Here is a 21,902-nt window from a genome sequence, read left to right as displayed (position 1 = left end):
TTTGTTTCCGGAGAAACTTCTTTCTACTCAACCACTTGCGCCTTCGATCAGAACTTCTTCTCTCCAGCGGGAGGCGCATTCTACAGCGTTCAAAACCGCTGTCAACCACCTCTTTCAAACCGCTTTCGATCCATTCGACCGAAGCATCAACAGGACTAAACCACCGCCCTGTCGACCGGCGCGCATTCTACACGCCAGATCCAGTTTTGCAAGCCCTTCATTCAACTTAACTTATTGATTAACAAGAAGTTTTTGAAGCGCTTCATCGCTGAAGTGGCGCGCATTCTACCGCCAGCAGAATGCGCGTCAAGCTTATATTTCAATTTTATTGCTTTTCCAGCGCCTCGCGCAGGCCACTGCGTCTCGCCACGCGCCGCTGCACAGCCTGCTCGAAGATGCCCGCTCGGCTTTCGACCAGGCTGAACCAGTGACGAGCCCGTGTTATGCCGGTGTAGACCAGCTCCTTGGTCAACACCGGATTGAGGCTGTCAGGCAGGATCAGCGCGCAATGGGCGAACTCCGAGCCCTGCGACTTGTGCACGGTCATGGCGAACACGGTGTCCACCGCACTCAGACGGCTGGGCAGGATATGTCGCAAGGCGCCGCTGCCGTCGTTGCGCGGGAATACCACTCGTAACACCTCGCGCACAGGTGCGCCTGGAGACTCCGGCGGCTCCGGCAGACGCAGCGCGATGCCGATATCGCCGTTCATCAGCCCCAGGCTGTAGTCGTTGCGCGTCACTAGCACGGGCCGACCTTCATACCAGCCATGCGACTGCTCAAGCAGGCCCCGCTTTACCAGCGCTTCGGCAATACGTTCGTTGAGCGCTTCCACGCCCCATGTACCTTTACGAACCGCACAGAGCAACTGGAACTGATCGAACGCTGCCAGGACGCGACCGGCCCAACGATCCCAGGCCTGGGAGTCGGCATCTGGAGCAGGACGCTCCGCCTGCATCATCTGCAGATAATCCGCATACCCCTGCGGACGAGGCTCGCCGCCGCCCTGCCCCTCTATTAATAGTCGCTCTAGCGCACGATCCTGCTCACCTGACAAACGCAACACGTACAAATCATGTGCACCGGTTGCCAGAGTCGCGCGGGCCGACTGCGCATCGCCCAGGTTCACCGCACGCGCCAGACGCCCGATACCCGAGCCACTGCCGAAACGACGCGAGTGACGCAGCATGACGATATGTTGCGCCAACGCCCTGTCACCGCGCACCAGCGCCGGGTCCTCGAGCTGCTCGCCGGTCTGGCTTTCCAGCCAGGTACGCGTCGCCTCGCTGTAACCACCGCTTTCCGCCTCCCGGCACAGGTCGCCCAGCACCGCACCGGCCTCCACCGACGCGAGCTGGTCCTTGTCGCCCAGCAGAATCAGACGCGCATGCGCCGGCAACGCGCCCAGCAGGCTGGCCATCATTTCCAGGTCGATCATCGAGGCTTCGTCGACCACCAGCACATCCAGTGGCAAGGGGTTGGCGGCATCGTGACGGAAATGACGGCTGCCAGGACGACTGCCCAGCAGGCGATGCAGCGTCGTCACCAGGGTTGGAATCTGCTCCCGCACTCGCTCATCCAGCGCCAGGGTCTGCACCTGCGCGCCGATGGATTCGGTCAGCCGCGCGGCTGCTTTGCCGGTGGGCGCTGCCAGGCTCAGGCGCAGCGGCTCGCCAGTGGCCATGGCCGCCTCCTGCAATAGCGCCAGCAGGCGCACCACTGTGGTTGTCTTACCGGTTCCCGGCCCGCCGGTGATCAGAGTGAAGCGCCCCTGAGCGGCCATGGCACAGGCCAGCTTCTGCCAGTCGGTGAGGCGCTGGCCGTCCACCACCAGCGGTTCGGGAAAGAGTGAGGCCAGGCGTACGGCCAGATCGCTAGGCGCCGCAGCGCTCGCCTGCAATCGCCGAGCGATATCGCCAGCCACCTGACGTTCATAGTTCCAGTAACGGCGCATATAAAGGCAGGCGCCGCTGAGTACCAGCGGCGCCCCTTCGGACTCCAGCAGCGAGCTGCCAGCACAGGCCGCCAGCCACGACTCCAGACTGAGCCCGGCCAGCACCTGCGACGGCAGGATCATCGTTTCTTGCGCATCTTCGCCTTCCGGTGGCAGAGACAGGGTGAAATCCGGATTGGCCAGCGTGGCCGCCAGGTCCAGGCAGACATGCCCTTGACCCAGCTGGTGACTGGCCAGCGCGGCGCCGAGCAGGAGCAGCGGTGAAGCCTGCGGATCCAGTTCGGCGAACAACTGCGCCAACGCCCGATCCAGCTCGCGCAGCCAGCCACGCTCGCTCCAGGTAGAAAGCAGGGCAAAGAGTTCGGCGCGATCACGCAGCGCCAGCGCAAGCATCGTACTCATGCCGCGCCCTCCACTGCTTCGCCCATAAACAACGCGTCCAGCCGCTCGATCAACTCGCGCGGCGGCCGGGCCAGGTAGGCGCCTTGCTGCGGAGCACGCAGGAACAGGTAGAGCGCGCCGCCCACATGCCGGTCGTAGTCGTAATCCGGCAGGCGCAGACGCAACTGCCGATGCAGGGCCAACACGTAGAGCACGTATTGCAGGTCATAGCGGTGGCTGGCGATGGCCATTTCCATCGCCTCACGGGTATAGGCGCTGTCGTCGCTGCCGAGCCAGTTGGATTTGTAATCCGCCACGTAGTAACGCCCCTGATGTTCGAATACCAGATCGATAAAGCCCTTGAACATGCCGTTTAGGGTGTCAGCCCGTAGCGGCTGCCTGGCGAGGCCCGGCAACTCGCACTGCTGCACCCACTGATCCAGCAGCCTGACGTCCACCCCGCGCGCTTCGAACCAGAACTCCAGTTCTGGCTGATACTGCGTCAGTTGCGCCAGCACCACGCTATCCGCGCCCGCCAGTGGGAGCGGCTGGCTCAGCAGCGCCAGCAGCCAGTCCTGCAGCGGATCGATCCAGCTTTCCAGACCACGCCGCTGGCAGCGCCTGGCCAGCGCCTCGCGCAGCCTCAGTGGGTCCTGCGCAAGGGTCGCGAAACCTTCCTGCGCCGCCATTTCCAGGATGCCGTGCAGGAAGGTGCCGGGGTTTGGCCCGCGCGGGAAGCGATGCAGGCCCTGAGCGGATGCCGGCAGTGGCGCCAGCGCCAGCAACGGATCCTCGTCATCGATGGCGTTCTGCATCGCCGGGCTGTCGGGCGCGGCGTCTTCGTGACGGCTGACCTGACTGGGGGCGTCCTCGTCAAGACGCAGTGCACTGTAGGAGGCAATCCACCAATGTTCGGCGGCGCGTCGTATCGGCGTGCGCCAGTGCGGCTCGAACTGTCCTTCTTCGATCATGCGATAACGCTGCTCACTGGCCAGCGGCACAGGCGACACGGCGCTATCGAGTCCGCTGGCGAACGGCGCGAGCCAGTTGACAAGCTCGCCGCTGACCGCCAGAGGCAATCCGCCCCCGAGCAAGTAGCCCAACGCCGATTCATGCAGGCGCGACTTCTTGCCGTTGCCGATCTTCAGATCCGCCACACCCAGCCAGCAGGCATGACGGGCACGCGTCAGAGCCACGTAGAGCAGGCGCAGGTCTTCACCCAGGCGTTCGCGCTCGGCGCACAGCAGACTGTCTTCATCGGCCTTGAGCACCAGGCGGCGGCGTTCGCCGTCGTGAATCTGCAGCGGCTTCTTGTCATCCACCGGGCGGAAGGCGCAGATGAATGGCAGGAACACCAGGGGATACTCCAAGCCCTTGGATTTGTGAATGGTCACCACGCGCACCAGCGCCTCGTCGCTCTCCAAACGCAACACCTGCTCGTCGGCCGCCTGCCCCTCGCCGGCCAGCAGTTCGCTCAAGTGCCGAATCAGCGCCAGCTCGCCATCGAGTTCAGCGGCGGCCTGCTGCAGCAGTTCGGCCAGATGCAATAGATTGGTCAGTACTCGCTCGCCATCGTCACGCCCCATCAGCCGTTGCGGCAGCTCGAAGTCCTGCAGCAGCTGGCGCAGCATCGGCAGCACGCCCTGGCGCTGCCAGCGCTGACGGTAGTCGCGGAACTGCATGACGCGGCGCTCCCAGGTGCGCTCGTCGAGGTTGAGCTGCTCCAGCTCGGCCAACTCCAGCCCCAGCGTCGCGCTGGCCAACGCTGCACGCAGCGGGCGATCCTGATCCGGCTCGGCGCAGGCGCGCAGCCACAGCAGCAGGTCGCGTGCCTCCTGGGCGGCGAACACCGAATCCTTGTCGGAGAGATAGACACTGCGCACGCCGCGGGCAGCCAGCTCGCCGCGAATGGCCTGCGCCTCGTTGAAATCGCGCACCAGCACCGCGATATCGCTGGGCCGCAAGGCACTGAGCGCGCCCTCTTTGCTAAAGCCGGCCTGCCCACGTTGCCCCAGATCCAGCAGACGCACAATTTCGCTGGCCGCTCCGGCTGCCATGGCATCCAGATAGGCACCCTTGGCAACTGGCTCGTCGCTCGCCAGTTGCCATACCGTCAGAGCTGGTTGCGCCTGGCCGTCGACGCTCCAGACTTCGCGCCGACCTTGTGCGCCCACCTCGATGAAAGGCAGATCATCGCGCAGCAGAAACGCCCCCTCGCCGCCGTCACGCTGCTCGGCCCGCAGGAACATGCCGTTGACGGCATCGACCATGGCCTGGCTGGAGCGGAAGTTCTTCTCCAGGTTGTAATGCCGACCGGACGTCGCCCGGCGCGCACGCAGGTAAGTGTGAATGTCAGCGCCGCGAAAGGAATAGATGGCCTGCTTGGGGTCTCCGATCATGAACAGGCCGCAGTCGTCGCGATTAACCTCGACTTCGTAGAGCGTATCGAAGATGCGGTACTGCAGCGGGTCGGTATCCTGGAACTCGTCGATCATCGCCACCGGGAACTGGCGGCGGATCACCTCGGCCAGGCGCGGGCCGTTGCTGCCTTGCAGGGCAGTGTCCAGGCGCACAAGCATGTCATCGAAGCCCATCTCCGCACGCTGGCGTTTCTCCCAATCGAAGCGCTGGCGAACCCAGGCCGCCGCGTGGCGCAACGCCGCATCAGCGGGATCAGGCAGCGCATCGAGTTGCGCCTTGAGCAAAGCCATGGCGTGCAGCGCGGGATGATCAGGCGCTTCGCCCTTCCAGGCTTCGGCCAGGCCATCGGGGGTCAGGCGAGTTAAGCCGGTACCCAGGTCGAGACGCGACTCTTCGCCGCCAGCCCACTCGCGTAACTTGGCCAGCCAGGGGTTGTAAAAGCGCGCCTGGATTTTCTTGCCGTCCACCTGCTTGGCCGCCACCGCTGCATCGAGCAACAACTGCAGCTCATCGGCCCAGGCCAGCCAGGGCGCCTTGAGTTTGGCCAGCGCCTGCTCACGCTGCTGCAGCGCGTTATCGAGCAATTCGCCCAGCGTTTGCGTCGCAACCTCCCCCTCTTCGCCCAACAACGGTCGCAGCCTGGTACCCAGCCCTGCAGGCGTCTCCCAGACACTTGCAACCCATTGCAGCGCCGCGCCCTGCAACGGATAGCAGTGTTGACGCCAGTAGTCGCGCACCACCTCGGCCAGTAGCTCGCTGTGGTCGGTCTCCAGGGTCTGGCTGAACAGGCTGCCGCTGTCGAAGGCATGCTCGCGCAGCATGCGCTGGCACCAGCCGTGGATGGTGGACACCGCAGCCTCGTCCATCCACTGCGCCGCCAGTTCCAGGCGGCGGGCGCACTCGTCCCACTGCGTTTGCGCGAAATCACCGCGCAACTCGCGCAGCAGGTCATCTCCCTGGGCATCGCCCCGGAATACGGTCGCGGCCTCGACCAGGCGCGCGCGAATCCGATCGCGCAGTTCGCGCGTCGCGGCATCGGTGAAGGTCACTACCAGAATCTGCGGCGGCAACAGAGGCTCGTGGAATGCGGCGTCGTCGCCATGGCCGAGGATCAGTCGCAGGTAGAGCGCGGAGATGGTGAAGGTCTTGCCCGTGCCGGCGCTGGCTTCGATCAGACGGCTGCCATGCAGGGGAAACGTCAGGGCCAGAGGGCGCTTTTGACTCATGCTGCGTCCTCCTCGAGCGCTTGCGGATGGCTGTCGAGCAGCGGCTGGTAGAGCCGTTCGCTCCATCCCGGAAACTGGCCATCGGCGGTGAGTGCGGTGTAGTCCGGGAACTGCCTCGCCAGGCTGGCACTACCCTGGACTTCACCGGAGAGGTTGTAGCCGCCCTCGTAGACGCTGCGAGCCTTTTCCTCGTTGTTGTCCTGCAACCAGGCCAGCGAGGTTTTCAGGGCGACCGGCAGAGGCGTCTGCATGCCGGCGTTCCAGGCCTCCAGCCAAGTGGTCAGTACGCTGGCTGCATGCTCCGTAGGTAGGGGCTCGAACGCCAGGCTGCGATCCTCGCCGACCAGCAGCGTGGTCAGCGGCACGCCGCAGGCCGCGGCGATGACGTGCAGCACGTAGGGGCGCATAAGGCGATGCCACTTCCAACTCTTGTCCTTATGCAACGCACCCGGCAGCAGTTCCAGGCGCGCCAGGCTGCCGTCGGCCTTCTGCCGCAGCCCGGCGAGCCAGCCGTCGAGCTGAACACCGGCTGCGGCGAAAGTCAGGCGCTGCGGTGACTCCAGCAGGCTCGGCCAGCACAGGCGAAGCCCCTGGTAGCGCTGCACCTGCGCCGGCAGCGGCTCCAGCAAAGCGTTGCGATACTGTTCGCCGAAGCCGGCCAGCGGTAGAACGCCGCTACGCTGCAGACGGTCGGCTGCCGACCTCAGCGCATTGTCGCTGTCGCCCTCGCCTGCTACCGCCGCCTTGAGCAAGGTTTCCTGCAACTGGTAGCGCTGCAGGCCGTCGAGGGCGAACGGCTCGCTGTCGAGTTGCGCTTGCTCTTCTTCATCGAGAAACACCTTGAGCCGACGGGTTAAGAAACACTTCACCGGATCGCGCAGGAACGACTGCAACAGCTCGGGCGTGAGCTGTTGTCCCTCCTCCCAGCCGGGCAAGGGCGCAGCATTCTCGCGAGTCGAGACCTGGCCATGCAGAGCTGCCCACTCGTGGGCATAGCTGAACAGCTGCCCCTCGCCATCGAAGTAACGGCGGCTAAACGGTTGCAAGGGGTGCTCGGTGGTCAGGCCATGCAGCAGGTCGCCGCCACCGACCAGCGTCCAGGCGCTAGCAAGATGGTCACGCAGTTGGCCGACCAGCACGGACGGCGGTCGCTCGCTGTTATCGCGAATGCTGCGCCCTACCCAGCTGATATAGAGGCGATCACGCGCTGCTAACAAGGCTTCCAGCAGCAGATAGCGGTCATCCTCACGACGCGAACGGTCACCGGGGCGGTAATCGCCAGCCATCAGGTCGAAATCCAAAGGGGCCTGGCTGCGCGGATAGTCGCCATCGTTCATGCCCAGCAGGCAGACCTGGCGGAACGGAATCGCGCGCATCGGCATCAGGGTGCAGAAATTCACCGCACCGGCGAGAAAACGCTGGCTCAGCCTCCCCTGATCGAGCCCGCCCAGCCAGGCTTCGCGCACCACCGGCAGCGTCAGCGCTTCTTCCAGGGTCGCCGCCTCGCATAGCTCCAGCCAGGCATCCAGCGCATCGAGCAGCTGGGTCGTCAGCACCTCTTCACGGTCGCTCTGCGGCTGAAAGAAGTCGTCAAGCAAACTTCGCAGGCGCTCGCCCCACTGCACCGGCGTGGCCGGCTCGCGCAGCTGCTGTAGATGCCGGTCGAGGCTTTCCAGCAGGCGCGTCACCGGGCCGATCAGAGCAGCATCGAGCCCGCCGATCTCGTCGTACGGCTCGATGCCGGCGAAGGCGTCGCCCGTACCTACTGCGTAGCCCAGCAGCATGCGCCGCAGGCCGAAACGCCAGGTGTTCTGCTCCAGGTTCTCGCCCAGACCCAGCGACTGCCGCTGGCTCGAATCCAGCCCCCAGCGCACACCGGCGCCCTCCAACCAGCGGCGCAGGGTGGGCAGCTGAACCTCGGCGATGGCGAAGCGCTGACGCAACGCGGCGACATCCAGCAGGTCGAGAATCTCGCTGACGCTGAAGCGGCTGTCCGGAAGGCGCAGCAAGTGTTCCAGCGCGATGATCATCGGCTCCTTGCCGCGCAGTCCCTGATCAGCCAGGGTGAAGGGAATGAAACGCGGGTCGTCACTGGCGAACTGGCCGAACACGGCCTGGATATGCGGTGCGTAGGCATTGACGTCCGGCACCATGACGATCACGTCGCGCGGCCGCAGCGTGGCGTCCTCGCTGAAACTGGCCAGCAGCTGATCGTGGAGAATTTCCACTTCGCGCTGAGCACTGTGGGCGATATGAAAGCGCAGCGAATGATCTTTGGCGGGGTCGACGGGTGGCCAGGTGCTGCGTGTTTCCGCCAGCGGGCGCAGGTCGAGGATGTCGTTCTGCAACTGGCCGAGCAGGCTGTCCTCACTGGCCGGGCTGAACAGGTCGATACGGTCGAACTGCTCGCGGTAACGCTGCGGCTCGTCGTACTGATCCAGCAGGTTGATATAGTCGCGCCCCTGCTTGCCCCAGGCAGCGAGCAGCGGCTGCCCGTGCTGGTGCATGTCCTCCTGCTCGAACAGACCGATCTGGGCGCTTGGTTTGCCCTTGCGCTGCTGACGGCGGTATTCGTGGCGCAGCAGATCCTTGTCTTCGACGATATCGCCCCAGTGGTGCTGACAGGGGTTGTGCACGTAGAGCATGACCTGGCTGAAACGCGCCATGGCCGCCAGCGCTTCCAGCACCTGGGCCGGCAACGAAGAGATTCCGAAAACGGTGATGCGCCGCGGCAGTCCGGCTGGCGGCGCGTCCAGCTCGGCCAGACGGGCGACGAAGCGTGGGTGCACGCCGGCGCGACTTTCGGCCAGGTGCTGCGCGCCAACATCTGCCAGCAAGGCGCGCCACAGCGCGGGTTGCCAACGGGAGTCGCCCTCCAGTGGCCGCTCACCACCGCGCGAGGTGCGCAGGCGATCCTGCCCCGCCGCCCAGTCCGTCAGCCAGTCGGCGCGGTAGACCTGGTACTGGTCGAACAGATCTGCCAGGCGCTCGACCAACTGGTGGCGCTTGCGCAGATCCTGGTCATCGGCGAGAAAGCGGCGCAAGGGCGCAAACGCCTCCTCGGCCAGCAGGCCCGGCAACAGGCGCATCAGACGCCAGGTCAGCGGTGCCTTGTCCAGGGGCGACTGCTGCGGAATCGCGTCCCTGCCCAGCACGTTGCGGTACGCCTGCCAGAGAAAGCGTGCCGGCAGGTCAACGTCGAGCGCCGCAGCGATGCCACAGCCGTCACGCTCGGCAAGCGCCAGCTTGAGCCACTGGGCGATGCCGTTGCTCTGCACCAGCAGCACTTCGTTCTCCAGCGGCCGCAGCGGATATCGCCGCATCCACTGCACCGCCAGCGCACGCAGCTCTTCGAGGTGATTGCCGTGAATGACGATAAGGCCGGGGGACAGCTCCGGGCTGGCGGGCATCGACTGACTCCTGTCGAAAATCGAAGCGCAAGTTTGCCAGCATTTGGCGACAAGGTGCGTCATCAACGGCTATGTCACAAACGACCTGAAGCATTTGAGACCGACCCAAAACGAAAAGGCCGGTCAACGACCGGCCTTGGTGGTAAAGACAGCTGCAGGCGTCAATCAACCATGAGTTTGTCGCGATTCTTATCCAGAGTCGCCTCACCGATACCTTTGACCTCAAGCAACTCGTCAACCGAAGCGAAGTTACCGTGAGCCTCACGATAAGCCACGATTGCCTGCGCCTTGGTTGCTCCGATACCCGCCAACTCGCGCTGGAGAGTCTCGGCATCAGCGGTATTCAGATTAACGGTGACCGCCTGGGCAACCTGCACAGAGGCCGGCTTGGCTGGTTCGGTCTTCGAGGTTTCTACTGCCGAAGCAGCGAGGGAGAGGGAGGTGAGAACGGCGAATAGCACGGAGGAAAGGTAGATTTTCATCATTTTAACGTTCCTTGTAAGTGAGTAAGACGAGCACGTTAGGCTCGTTCTTGAACCTAGACGCTATTTCCTCACTGTCAAATCGTAGTGGACAGCTCCAGCTTTTCTAATCCTCATGAACATGCGGATGGATGGCTGGAGCGAGCTTATGACGGCACCGTCCGCTTGAGCATGTTCGAGTCCAATGGACACACCCTTGATGCTCTGGTGCTCATCGCTCCAGCACTTGGTACCGCACGCCAAAATGAGTTTCCACCCAGCTCAAAACCCTCAAGTCCTCGCTCACGTGACTTACTCGCCGATTTCATTATCAATACCAGCCGAAACGGGGGCGGCGGTGATTCGACTCCTGCCGCCCCTCATTTCTTTACGCATTGAAGCCCGCATCCACTGTGATTACAGACCCGGTCATGAAGCTGGCGGCCGGACTCGCCAGGAAGGTGACGGCGGCGGCGATATCAGCTGGCGTGCCATAGCGTCCCAGTGCGGTGAACTGTCGATTGATATCCGCCCAGGGGCCATTCGCTGGATTCTGGTCGGTGTCGATCGGCCCAGGTTGTACCAGGTTGACAGTGATCCCCTGTGGGCCAAGATCGCGGGCAAGCCCTCGCGTCAATGCCAGCATTGCGGACTTCGTCATCGAGTACACGGTCAACCCGGGAAAAGGCACGCGTTCGGCAACGCAGGAGCCAATAGTGATGATGCGCGCGCCCCGCTTCAGATGAGGCAGGGCTGCCTGGGAAGCGAGCACGGCGGCTCGCGTGTTTACGTGTAGCAGCGCATCTATGTCTTCGAGGCTCATCTCCGCAAATGTGCCGTCTCTGGAGATGCCCACGTTGTTGACAAGAACATCCAGCCCACCAAGACCGCCGATCGTCTCTTCGATCGACCGCCGTACCGCAGCAGGGTCCGCACTGTCGGCTCGAATGGCGACGGCACGCCGACCTTTGGCTTCGATCATGCGAACCACTTCGGCGGCACGTTCCGGCGAGTTCAAAAAGGTGATCGCGACATCGGCGCCTCTGTCAGCCAGCGCGAGAGCAATACCTGCACCGATCCCGCGCGAGGCCCCCGTCACCAAGGCGCGCTTGCCCTGCAACTCCGCTGCTCGTGCAGCGCCATTCTGCTCTCCGGCAGTATCGGTTTGTTTCGCAGCCGCAGCTAAGCTGGGGAGCGTGGCGGCGGCAACGCCTGCTGCTGCCGTCATCAACATGCTGCGTCTACTGATACTGGTCAGGGGGATCTCGCTCATGAAAGTCTCCTCGCTTGTGGTCGTTTCGTCGGTTGATCGTCTGTTGCCGAATAGGGGCGCAAGATAGGGTCGTTATCGAACTGCTGCCGCACGCTCCAAGCACAGGGCGTTCGGGACCAGCTGTCTTTGCCCTGTCACGGCGGCACGCTCGACCGCTGCGATCAGTTGACTGCTGTGCAATGCGTGGGCGAAACCTGGGGTGTGGTACGTGCCCGTCCTGAGGTCGCGTGCAAGACTTGCGTAAACCTCGCCCACATTGATTGCTGCGCCGGCCCAAAACTCGGCCGTCGGGCTGTTCCCCGTTGCGACGGGGCGGTCGGGCAATGCAAACGGCACACTTGCCGAAAGAGTCAGGTCCCCAACCTGGACGCCTGCCAGGTGATGGCCGCGCAGCATGAGCGTGCCTTTCGCTCCGCGGACCTCCATCACGAACTGCGGGTCGTTTTCAATGCCTGCGAGGACCTGCACGGACACAGAAGCGCCCTGGCTCGTTTCGGCGATCAGGTCCAGGTGATCGGCAATTTCACGGTGAGATGTTTCGCCGGTATCGACCACACTGACGGTCGGCCAGATGAGTTTTGTCCGCGCATCGACCTCAGTGATGGGGCCTAGTACAGCCTCGACCACGTCGAGCACATGCGCGACCGTGATTGTCAGAAAGCTCGCCCCGGATGCGGCCTTGTTGAAATAGTCGTAGTTGCTAAACGTGGTCGGGCCGTAGCCGAATGTGGTGGCTTTCACGTTCGCCGAGAGCAATGTTCCGAGCTTGCCCGACGCGATAATCTCGATGGCGCGCCTTACAGAAGGGTTCAACCGCCCCTGCAGTCCGATTGCGGTATGCAGCAACCCCGTGGCAGCGGCCATTTCTTCAGTCTCCACCAGCGTCGCGCCCAGCGGGGCTTCGCAATACACGGCTTTGCCAGCCTTCAGAGCTGCCAGAACCAGGTCCCTATGCGCCGGCACTTTCACCGCAACGGTGACAATATCGATGCTGTCGTCGCAGATGAGATCGTACGGGTTCGCGTAGCAGCGTTCGGCACCGAAGGCATCGGCGGCCGCCTTGGCACTTTCTTCCTTGCGGGTAGCGACAGCCGCAAGTTTCAGTCCTGGTTGCGCCTGGATGGCGGGAATGTGGGAGGCGCCGGCCCAACTGGCCCGAATATCAGCGCCGATGATGCCGATGCGCAGAGGCATGTTTGCCATGGCATGTTCCTTCCAGTGAGAAGAGAGATGGAGACGTGAGCGGTACACGTCGGCGCACGTTGGTGTACGCAGTTGCTTGCTCGATGGAAATGACGTTACGCCGACGATTGATCTTGAAAAAGAGCCAAAAACCCACATCAGTGTTAAGTATTTATTTACAATACGTGCATGACTCCATCACTGCTCCCCTCGCTTGCGTGGTTTGCCCACATAGCCCAGCACCGCAGCTTTTCGCGTGCAGCAGAGGCAATGGGGGTTTCACGGGCGGCGCTATCGCAAAACCTCAAGGCTTTGGAGCAGGAGCTAGGGGTGAGGTTGATAAACCGCACCACACGACACATGTCCCTGACCGAAGCGGGACAGCAATTGTTCGACACCCTGCGGCCCAGTCTTGGCGAGATCGAATCTGCCATTCGTAATCTTGGCGACGCACTAGGGGTACCCTCCGGCCTGATCCGGATCAACACATCACGCCTGGCCGCCAAGGCTCTGATCGAACCGCATCTGACAGAGTTTTACGCGCGCTTTCCGAAGGTGGCACTCGAGCTGGTCATGGCAGATGGTCTGTCGAATATCATCGCCGACGGTTGTGACGCAGGCATACGACTGGGGCAGGCGCTGGCTGAGCATGTGGTCGCCGTACCGATCAGCCCGCCTCTGTCTATGGCGGTTGTGGCATCCCCGGCCTATCTCGAACGGTATGGCACCCCGAAGACACCCGCGGATCTGGCCGCGCACAACTGCATCAACTATCGGTTCGCGGGTAGTGGTGCATTGCATGACTGGGACTTCACCGAACCCGGCAAGAACGGACGCCACTTCACCCAAGCGGTAACCGGAAGCCTGACCGTCAACGACGATGGCTGCATGACTCGGGCTGCCCTTCAGGGACTTGGGCTGATGCAGATCGTCGACATTGCCATCCAGCGACCACTGGCAGAGGGTCGCCTGGTGCGCGTCCTGCACGATTGGACCTATCACCATGCTGCCTTCTGCCTGTACGTATCCTCACGGGAACAAATGCCCGCCAAGATGCGTGCATTGATCGACTTTCTGGTAGAGAAACGAGGGGAGGCTCTACCCTGGTAGACGCTGATTTCTCTGAGAGAGATGTCGGCCTGGAATGACGCACCCACCCAGTTCAATAACCTCAAGCCAAGGCTCACAGGTGCTGATCTTTTGATGGCGGCCCAGCAGCTACTGGCGCTGCCCCCTCGGAAAGACGGCTCAACGCCGACTGCATCACGAAGAACAGCCCCCGAGCGCGCACCGCGAATAGCCTGTCTCAGCCGCCTTACGTAGTATCCGCAAGGTCGCCTCAGCCGGCAGCTCCAGCGATTGACCCGAATATCCAGCGATTGCTACCTGTTCGCTCAATGATTTGCGCATCGATGGCTTCGAACAAGGCAAGGATCGCCGGCGCATCGACAAGGTCGGCATGAAAGACAAAGGCGCTTGCGCCTGCTTGCCAGATAGCGGCAACGACCTCATCGCCCTGCGCCTTGATCGAGTTGCAGGTCAAATCTGCAATCAAAACATCAACCACAGCAACACTCTTTCAGCCTGCGATTACGGTAAGGCTGCAAGAACGGGGTCACCATCAACATCAGCACCCCTACTGCCACCAGCAGCCACAAGGCCGACTGGAAGTGGCCCGCGCTATCGCGCAGATATCCCATGAGCAACGGACCGGCAGCGCCGACCAGATAACTCTGCAACATCACAAAAGCAGTCCAGGCGCCAGCCTCCTCAGGAGTCGAAGCATTGTCCAGCGGCAAGGTCATGCCCAGGGTGAAGGCACCTCCGGTGCCAAAAGCCGCAATCGCGGCAGTCACCAGCGGCATGGCATCAGGCGCAACGGCCATCGCCAGGCTGCCCAGCAAGGCGATACTGGAGCTCGCGGCAAGCAACAGACGTCGATCATCGCTGCGGCTGAGCAAGCCAAACACTGGGTTGGCCAGCATGAACCCCAGGGTATAACTGGCCAGGATCAAGCCAGCCGAACTGGCGCTCTCGCCACGCTCGATATACATCGGTGCCAACCAGGCAATCAGGGCGTAGAACACCAGGTTGTTGCAGGCGAAGAACAGTGCGATCAGCCAGGCCGTGGGATTGCGCAGCGGCATCCTGGGCATCTGGGTCGAAGAGGTGGATACCGGCGCTCTCAGGCTCCGATGCTCGATGCCCACCCAGGCGATGATCGCCAGCAGTGCCGGCAGTACCCAGAAACCGCCCGCCCAACGCCAATCACCAATCAACTGTTCGATCGGCCCGGTCGCCACCGCAGCGACTGTGCTGCCCAGGCCGATGGCCGTTGCATAAATACCCATGAACAACGCAATACGATTCGGCGAGCGCGCCTTCACGTAACTGGAAAACAGGGTTCCGGCGACCGCGATACCCGCCCCGACTGCCGCAGTACTGGCAAACAACTGCCCAATGGAGCCAGCCAGCGCACGCAAGATGATCGCGGCGCCCAGCACGATCAGCGCCAGCAGGATGATCCGGTCACGCCCAAATCGATGCGCCAGCCAGGGTGCGGGCAATGCCAGCAATCCCATCAGCAAGGTAGGAATCGCGGTCAGCAGCGAGGCCTGGGTATGAGTCAATCCCAGCTCATCGATGATGGAGGTCAGCAATGGCCCCATGGAAACGATGCCCGGGCGCAGCGTGAGCGCGACGAGCAGGATACACACGACCACCGCTGCGACTGACGGAGCACGGACGCCGCTGCCAGCCAAGGCCGGATACGCCAGACCAGGCGTAACATCGCGTTTGATCGGTACGGATTTGACAGACATGACGAAGACTTCCTACGCAGTGAGCAGTTACGCAGGCGTGTCCTCGTCAATTCGCGTCGAGGTCACGCCGCCAGATGTGAACGTCAGTCCGAGTAGGTTGGGTAATCCGTCAGGCCCTTCTCCGTGCCACCGTAGACAGTGGCAGGATCCAGCGGGTTGAGCGGCCAGCCATTGGCGATGCGTTCGGGTAGATCGGGGTTGGCGATGAAGGGACGACCGAATGCGATCAGGTCGGCCAGCCCGGCCTCGATCAGCCGCTCACCACGCTCGGCGGTGTAACGACCGGCGTAGAGAATCTTCCCGCTGAAGTTCGCGCGTACGTCGCGGCGGAGGCTCTCGGGCAGATCCGGCGCGTTGTCCCAGTCCGCCTCGGCGATCGACACATAGGCCACACCTGCTGCCTTCAGCACCTTGATGGCTTCGATATAGGTGGTGTGCGGGTCCTCTTCGACCAGACCGATGTACACCCGGTCCTGATCGGTGCCGGTGAACAACGGGGTGAAGCGCACACCAAGGCGATCCGCGCCTACGGCAGCGGCCACGGCGTCTACGATCTCGCGCAAAAAGCGCAGACGGTTTTCCAGCGAGCCACCGTAAGCATCATCGCGCTGGTTGGAATGTGCGGAGATGAACTGGTTGACCAGATAACCGTTGGCTGCGTGAATCTCCACGCCATCGAAACCGGCGTCGATGGCATTGCGCGCCGCCTGGGCGTACTGCCCGACCAGATCGCGGATTTCAGCCAGCTCCAGCGCGCGTGGAAGCGACGGCTGAACCAGCTCGCCGACACCAGGGCCGGTCTGAATGAACGCCTTGACCTTCTGCGCCTGAATGGCGGATGGCGCCACGGGCGCCTGCCCGTCAGGCTGAAGCGCGTTATGGGAAACGCGACCGACGTGCCAGAGCTGGGCAAAGATCACTCCACCTTCGGCATGCACCGCTTCGGTCACCTTGCGCCAGCCATCGACCTGAGCCTGGCTGTAGATCCCGGGCGTCCAGGCGTAGCCTTGGCCACGCGGTTCGATCTGGGTGCCCTCACTGACCATGAAACCGGCACCAGCACGCTGGCGGTAATAAGTGGCCATCAGATCAGTCGCGATATCACCTGGCTGGGCGCTGCGCTGACGAGTCAACGGCGGCAGCACGATGCGGTTCTTGAGAGTGATACGCCCCATATCGATGGGGGTAAACAGAGCGGCGTGTTTCATGATTTCTATCCTCTGTGCAGGCGCCGGCACGAATCGACAGGCGCACGGGCTCGAATGGACGCACCTGGCGCCCAATGGGCTTGATGAGTGGGAGTGCGGCCGCTCTGCTGGAGAGGCCGCTCAGGCGTTACTTCTTGATCAACACGGTTTTCGGGTTGGTGAACAGCAGGCGGCCCTCATGGCCGTGCTCAGTGCCGATACCCGATTGCTTGTGGCCACCGAAAGGAATGTCGACGCCTTGCGTGTGGATCTCGTTGACCCAGACCATCCCGGTTTCCAGGCGATTGGCCACAGCCACCGCTGCCTGGGTATCACGCCCCCAGACCGAGCCACCCAGGCCGAATGGACTGTCGTTCGCGCGGGCTACGACATCGTCGACGTCGTCGTAAGCGATGATCGGCACGATCGGTCCGAACTGCTCCTGCTGCACGATCATCGAGCTCTCTGGCGGGTTGTCGAGCACAGTTACCGGGATGAAATAGCCAGGACGGCTCTCGTCTACCTCACCGCCCAATACCACTTTGTAACCATTGGCCTTGATGTCATCCAAGAAGCTACGAACCTTGTCGTACTGCATCTTGTTCTGCACGGGGCCGACGGTCACGTTCGGGTCGAGACCGTCACCCATGACCTGCTGCCGCGCATACTCAACGAACGCTGCCACGAACTCATTGCGATAACTGCTATGCACGTAAAGGCGCTTGATACCCACACACCACTGCCCCGAGTTACCGACGGCGCCCCAGTACAGTTGCGGGATGATCGCTTGCCAGTCGGCATCAGGCATGACGATTGCCGCGTCGTTACCGCCCATCTCCATGGTCAGCCGCTTGACGGTGCCTGCAGCCGAACGGATGACATGCTTGCCGGTCTCGGTGGAGCCGGTGAAGCTGATCTTGGCGATGTCCGGGTGAGCGGTCATTTGCGGGCCCAGTTCATTGCCACCTGAAACCACTGAAAGCACACCAGCAGGCAGCACGGACTGAGCAATCTGCCCAAAGCGCAAGGTGGTGAGGGGTGTGAATGGCGACGGTTTGATGACCATGGTGTTGCCGGTGATCAGCGCAGGCGCCACTTTCCACAGCGCCAGCAGCACCGGGAAATTCCACGGCGTGATCGCACCGACCACACCCAGCGGTGTGTGATGCAGCTCCACGATGTGGTTGTCGTTCTCCTCGACGATCTCCACCGGAATACGCCGCGCAGCGATCTGGCGAATCCACGAGATCGCTTGGTCAACTTCCGGCTCGGCCATGGTTTTCAGCGGCTTGCCTTGTTCCAAAGTCAGCAAGCGAGCCAGTTCATCGCGGTGCTCCAAAAGCGCATCGGCATAGGCATCCAGATAGCTCTGGCGCTGCTCGTAACTCAAGACCGACCAGGTCTTGAACGCGCCCTTGGCAGCAGCGATCGCCGCCTCCAGTTGTTCAGGCGAACCCGACGGAGCCTTGGCGAATACCTCGCCAGTCGCCGGATTGAACACATCGAAATGCGCATCGGTGCTGACCAGCTCACCGGCGATGGACAGGTAGTACGGGCCATCGAAAATGCTAGTAGAGCGGGAATCTTTCATGACAGTAGACATTAGCCTATCTCCTTGAATCCAAATGAAAATCTATTGATCTCACTGATCAAGACAACTTTCTTCAGGCAGCAGAAATCCCGTCACCCAAAAGGCGACTGCTGCTGCGCTGTTGTTATGCGGTAGCGGCGTGAAGGCGCTCAGAGCGGGCGCACAGTGCGCCCTCTCATTACTTGCACGGGTTCGTCTGAGCCCTGCAGATTGGCCGAATCAAGCCAGCAGTTTGAGCAAGGCGTTGGCAGCGGACTCGGAACTGGCGGGGTTCTGACCAGTGACCAAGCGCCCGTCGACGACAGTGAACGGCTGCCAGTCGCCGGCTTTCTCATAGTGTGCGCCCAGCGCCTGGAACTCGTCCTCGATGAGGAAAGGCACCACGTCAGTCAGATCGACAGCGGCTTCTTCGCTGTTGGTGAAACCCGTCACCCGGCGACCCTTGACCAGCGGCTCGCCATTCGCAGCCTTGACGTGGCGCAGCACGCCCGGAGCATGGCAGACGAAACCGATTGGCTTACCGGCGCGCTCGAAGCTTTCGATCAGAGCGATGGATGTGTTCGACTCCGCCAGATCCCACAGAGGGCCATGGCCGCCTGGGTAGAACACCGTGTCGAAATCCTCAGCCTTCACCTCACTGAGTTTCACCGTGCTGGCCAGGGCTTGCTGCGCGGCCGGATCGGCAGCGAAACGGTGGGTCGCCTCGGTCTGGAAGTCCGGCAGGTCACTCTTGGGATCCAGAGGTGGCTGACCACCTGCCGGCGATGCCAGCACGATGTCGGCGCCGGCGTCCTTGAAGACGTAGTAAGGGGCGGCGAACTCTTCCAGCCAGAAGCCGGTTTTCTTGCCGGTGTTACCCAGCTTGTCATGGGATGTCAGAACCATCAGAACTTTCATGATCATTACCTCATAGTGGGCATTGCATTGGTTTCGACCGACCCTTGCCGGTCATGGGTTCACTGGTTACCGAGAAGATGTTGCGTCTGCTGCAGTGCTTCTTCGAACGAATCGGTCGTACGGGTGATCTTGGTCATCACACTGGCCCCCAACCACAGGGCATAGAGCCTCAATGCCAACTGAGCGGGCGTAGCAACGATGGTTACCGTGCCCTCCTCCATACCTCTGCTGATCGCAGCCTCCAGCCGCTCGATAATCTGCGCGGTACCGCGCTGAAGTGCCAATCGCATCGGTTCGGAAAGATCGGCGACTTCAGCGCCCAACTTGACGGCCAGGCATTTACCGCACTCGACCTGACTGGTCTGGTTGGAGATCCACAGTTGCCAGTAACGCATCAGCGCGTCGTGGGCGCTGGTTGCCGAGTCCTGAAAAATACGATCCATGTCAGCGAAATAGGTCTCGAAGTAGTGCTCCAGCAGCGCCGTGCCGAACGCGTCCTTCGAAGCGAAGTAGTGGTAGAAGGACCCCTTCGGCACACCCGCGGCATTCAGCACCTCGTTCAGCCCAACGGCAGAGAAACCTTTGCGGGCGATGATCGATTGAGCGGCGTCGAAAATACGCTGCCGGGTCTGGTTGCTGTCAGTGGTTGTCATGGCTATCCGTCTCAGTAGACCAGTCGTCTAGTTCGTTAGGGCCATGTTAGGAATCGCCACCGACAGCAGCAATGTCATATCCGCAAGGATTTAGGACATGTACGGTAAGCCGATTGCGCAAACCACCTGGCCCTCCGACAATCGGTAAATGCCCGCAGAAAGGACGTGATCGATGCATACCGTGGCGTTGGTGGTTTACCCGCAATTCCAAGCGCTGAGCCTGTCGGTCGGTTCCGTATTCGAGTGCGCCAACCTTCTGCATGGCGAGCCGGTCTACGGATTCACCCTGGTATCGGAGACAGGTGGACCCGTGCTGTCGTCTCAGGGCTTCTCGGTCAATACCGAGGCTCTCGGCCTGGCTGGCTATGACACCATCATCGTCAGCGGCTACCTGGAGTTGGGTGAACCCAGTCCCGAACTGCTGACTTGCCTGTCCAGCGCCAGCTCGCAATCGCGGCGTATTGCATCACTGTGCACAGGTGTATTCGTACTCGCCGAAGCCGGCCTATTGGAGGGCAAACGGGTCACGACTCATTGGTTGCACGTACCCGAGTTCAAGAAACGTCACCCCACCGTCAGAATCGATGATGATCGACTGTTCGTGGTCGACGGGCAGATCTGGACGGGTGCAGGCATGAGTGCCGGAGTGGATCTTGCCCTGGCCATGGTCGAGAACGACCTGGGCCCTGACCTGGCCCGCCGCGTAGCCCGCAAACTGGTCATCGCCCAGCGCAGAGGCGCCGAGCAATCACAGCTTTCGGCGCTGCTGGAGATAGACCCGAAATCCGACCGCGTGCAACTGGCAATGGCCTATGCGCGCGAAAACCTGCGCAGCGATCTGTCGGTCGAAGCTCTGGCAGATGTCGCGCGACTGAGCCCTCGCCAGTTCAGCCGGGTGTTTCGCGAGGAAACCGGAAAAACTCCAGCGAAAGCAGTCGAAAGACTGCGAGTAGAGGCCGCACGCGTGATGATGGAGACGAGCCGTCACCCCGTAGAAGTGATTGCTCGCGAGACCGGTTTTGGCGATCGAGAACGCATGCGCCAGGCGTTTCTGCGTGCCTATGGCAAGCCACCGCAGTTGATGCGAGACGAGCTGTACAAAACGGCTAACGAGACTGGCTGAACACGCCGATTGGATCGTTCACCAACAGATATACCTGAGCTTGCTGCTGCAACCGCAATTCTTTCAGTAGCGCTCATTGCTCGTGGAAGCGTGAGCAGGAATGAGGCCTGACTCTCGATAGCTGTCGATCAGCTCGTCGAACAGTTTCAGGTCGACGCGGGTTCGTGCAATCAGTTGAGCACCGGCAACCGCAGCGTAAATGGCGCCTGCGCGGCGCTCGACATCTTCCAGCCCTGCCTCAACTAATACCTGCGTCAGCCACTCCACATTGATGTCTGCAAACGCCTTGACCTCTAGCTCGACTTCTTCCGGCAGGTCTTCGTATTCCGCAGCCATGAAGCTGGCGAGGCAAAGTCTATTGCCGTTCTCCAACGATCTCCGAAAGAGCGAAGGGTAAGCACGCAAACAGCCGAGCGGGTCGGGATTCGAATCGCGTATGAATCGCAAGGCTTCGGCGGTGTCTCGCCAATAGCGTTCTGCGACCGCGGCAGCAAGGTCGGCCTTGCTCGCAAAGTGGTAGTAGATACTGGCGTTCTTCACACCTACGGTTTCACCGATGCTGCGGAAATTGATACCGCTGTATCCATGCAACTGAGCCGCCGTTGTCGCAGCAGCCAGGATGGCTTCTCGAGCATTGCCAGTCACGATCAACTCCTCGCACCTTCGATAGAACTTGGCAGTTTACTGCTGCGCCCTCCACCTGCCAACTGGAAGGTAGGGGTTGACAGGGTGCATTTTCTCGCACAACCTTTACCTACCAACTGACAGGTAGGCAAATCATGACCATTACATCTCGCAAAACCGACATATCCGTTCTCCCTACAATGAAAATCTACGACTGGTTCGATGGCCCGTATCCCGCTCGCGTGCGAATCGCCTTGGCGGAAAAAGGACTGCTTGACCGTGTCGAGTTCATCTCTGTCAACCTCTGGACGGGGGAGCATAAGAAACCTGAATTTCTCGCGATCAATTACTCAGGTGTTGGCGCTGATGGAAAATTGACCCACCCTGCCGATTGAAATTTGACCCAGGGCGGATTGCTGATTTTGTTACCAGCAACTGTGGATAAGTCTACCAGCGCAGCTGCTGTTGCCCCCACTCCTTCGCTAGCCCAGTTCAGTTGTTTAAGACCTGCCACACGCAGCCATGTAGCAGGCCGTCGTCGCCATGAAATCAGAACGGCTCATCGTCCTCCGGTTCCTGGCCGCCCTTACGCTTTCGCTCCCGTGATTTGATCTTGGCCTGGGCCGCCAAGCTACTGTGTTGCAGGCGATAGGACTCGTTACCGGTTTCGACGATGTGGCAGTGGTGGGTCAGCCGA

General features: G+C 61.7%; 16 protein-coding genes and 1 pseudogene. 3 read left to right on the top strand and 14 right to left on the bottom strand.

Going from position 1 to position 21,902, the window contains the following annotated elements; translation table 11 throughout:
* Positions 1-325 precede the first annotated feature (325 nt).
* The 6 genes from recD to BLS08_RS25305 form a co-directional block, all read right to left on the bottom strand.
* Positions 326-2,356 (bottom strand): exodeoxyribonuclease V subunit alpha, encoded by a 2,031-nt coding sequence (gene recD, locus BLS08_RS25330; protein WP_055985858.1) that lies wholly within the window; start codon positions 2,354-2,356, stop codon positions 326-328.
* On the bottom strand, positions 2,353-5,982 hold the full coding sequence (recB, locus tag BLS08_RS25325; protein ID WP_090337740.1) for an exodeoxyribonuclease V subunit beta: 3,630 nt from the start codon (positions 5,980-5,982) through the stop codon (positions 2,353-2,355). The genes recD and recB overlap by 4 nt, the downstream gene beginning before the upstream one ends.
* Positions 5,979-9,392 (bottom strand): exodeoxyribonuclease V subunit gamma, encoded by a 3,414-nt coding sequence (gene recC, locus BLS08_RS25320; RefSeq protein ID WP_090337738.1) that lies wholly within the window; start codon positions 9,390-9,392, stop codon positions 5,979-5,981. Before recC ends, recB begins: the two co-directional genes overlap by 4 nt.
* Positions 9,393-9,553: 161 nt before the next feature.
* Positions 9,554-9,877 carry a ComEA family DNA-binding protein gene (locus BLS08_RS25315; protein WP_017676622.1) on the bottom strand — a complete coding sequence of 108 codons (324 nt, stop codon included), beginning with the start codon at positions 9,875-9,877 and terminating at the stop codon, positions 9,554-9,556.
* A 364-nt stretch (positions 9,878-10,241) separates the two neighbouring features.
* Positions 10,242-11,126, bottom strand: coding sequence for an SDR family NAD(P)-dependent oxidoreductase (locus BLS08_RS25310; protein WP_017676621.1), 885 nt, complete (start codon positions 11,124-11,126; stop codon positions 10,242-10,244).
* A gap of 72 nt (positions 11,127-11,198) precedes the next feature.
* Complete coding sequence (locus BLS08_RS25305; protein ID WP_017676620.1) at positions 11,199-12,329, bottom strand: Gfo/Idh/MocA family protein; 1,131 nt, start codon at positions 12,327-12,329, stop codon at positions 11,199-11,201.
* Positions 12,330-12,497: 168 nt separating this feature from the next.
* Between BLS08_RS25305 and BLS08_RS25300 the strand changes: the two genes are divergently transcribed.
* The gene (locus BLS08_RS25300; protein WP_026088541.1) at positions 12,498-13,418 is read left to right on the top strand and encodes a LysR family transcriptional regulator; all 921 of its coding nucleotides are present in this window, start codon (positions 12,498-12,500) and stop codon (positions 13,416-13,418) included.
* A gap of 229 nt (positions 13,419-13,647) precedes the next feature.
* On the opposite strand, the gene BLS08_RS25295 is transcribed toward BLS08_RS25300, so the two are convergent.
* The 6 genes from BLS08_RS25295 to BLS08_RS25270 form a co-directional block, all read right to left on the bottom strand.
* Complete coding sequence (locus BLS08_RS25295) at positions 13,648-13,875, bottom strand: hypothetical protein (protein ID WP_017676618.1); 228 nt, start codon at positions 13,873-13,875, stop codon at positions 13,648-13,650.
* Positions 13,868-15,130, bottom strand: a complete 1,263-nt coding sequence (locus tag BLS08_RS25290; protein ID WP_017676617.1) for an MFS transporter — start codon at positions 15,128-15,130, stop codon at positions 13,868-13,870. Before BLS08_RS25290 ends, BLS08_RS25295 begins: the two co-directional genes overlap by 8 nt.
* Positions 15,131-15,213: 83 nt before the next feature.
* Complete coding sequence (locus BLS08_RS25285) at positions 15,214-16,338, bottom strand: alkene reductase (protein ID WP_090337735.1); 1,125 nt, start codon at positions 16,336-16,338, stop codon at positions 15,214-15,216.
* A gap of 127 nt (positions 16,339-16,465) precedes the next feature.
* Positions 16,466-17,920 (bottom strand): aldehyde dehydrogenase family protein, encoded by a 1,455-nt coding sequence (locus BLS08_RS25280; RefSeq protein WP_026088540.1) that lies wholly within the window; start codon positions 17,918-17,920, stop codon positions 16,466-16,468.
* A 207-nt stretch (positions 17,921-18,127) separates the two neighbouring features.
* Positions 18,128-18,805, bottom strand: a complete 678-nt coding sequence (locus BLS08_RS25275; RefSeq protein WP_026088539.1) for a type 1 glutamine amidotransferase domain-containing protein — start codon at positions 18,803-18,805, stop codon at positions 18,128-18,130.
* Positions 18,806-18,864: 59 nt separating this feature from the next.
* A complete protein-coding gene (locus tag BLS08_RS25270; protein WP_055985848.1) occupies positions 18,865-19,458 on the bottom strand; it encodes a TetR/AcrR family transcriptional regulator in 594 nt (197 codons plus the stop codon).
* 172 nt (positions 19,459-19,630) lie between these two features.
* Between BLS08_RS25270 and BLS08_RS25265 the strand changes: the two genes are divergently transcribed.
* Positions 19,631-20,581, top strand: coding sequence for a GlxA family transcriptional regulator (locus BLS08_RS25265; protein ID WP_017676611.1), 951 nt, complete (start codon positions 19,631-19,633; stop codon positions 20,579-20,581).
* A 63-nt stretch (positions 20,582-20,644) separates the two neighbouring features.
* On the opposite strand, the gene BLS08_RS25260 is transcribed toward BLS08_RS25265, so the two are convergent.
* The gene (locus BLS08_RS25260; RefSeq protein WP_055985845.1) at positions 20,645-21,226 is read right to left on the bottom strand and encodes a TetR/AcrR family transcriptional regulator; all 582 of its coding nucleotides are present in this window, start codon (positions 21,224-21,226) and stop codon (positions 20,645-20,647) included.
* 179 nt (positions 21,227-21,405) lie between these two features.
* On the opposite strand from BLS08_RS25260, the pseudogene BLS08_RS25255 reads away from it, so the two are divergent.
* Positions 21,406-21,561: pseudogene (locus tag BLS08_RS25255) on the top strand (glutathione S-transferase N-terminal domain-containing protein); the annotation flags it as partial.
* A gap of 193 nt (positions 21,562-21,754) precedes the next feature.
* On the opposite strand, the gene BLS08_RS25250 reads toward BLS08_RS25255, so the two are convergent.
* On the bottom strand, positions 21,755-21,902 hold a 148-nt coding region (locus tag BLS08_RS25250; protein WP_235583997.1), incomplete at its 5' end, for an ATP-binding protein.

The organism is Ectopseudomonas chengduensis, from assembly GCF_900102635.1.
GTDB classification, from domain to species: domain Bacteria; phylum Pseudomonadota; class Gammaproteobacteria; order Pseudomonadales; family Pseudomonadaceae; genus Aquipseudomonas; species Aquipseudomonas chengduensis.
The sequence above is the reverse complement of the archived record's forward strand: the minus strand, read 5'-3'. Positions and strand labels throughout refer to the sequence as shown.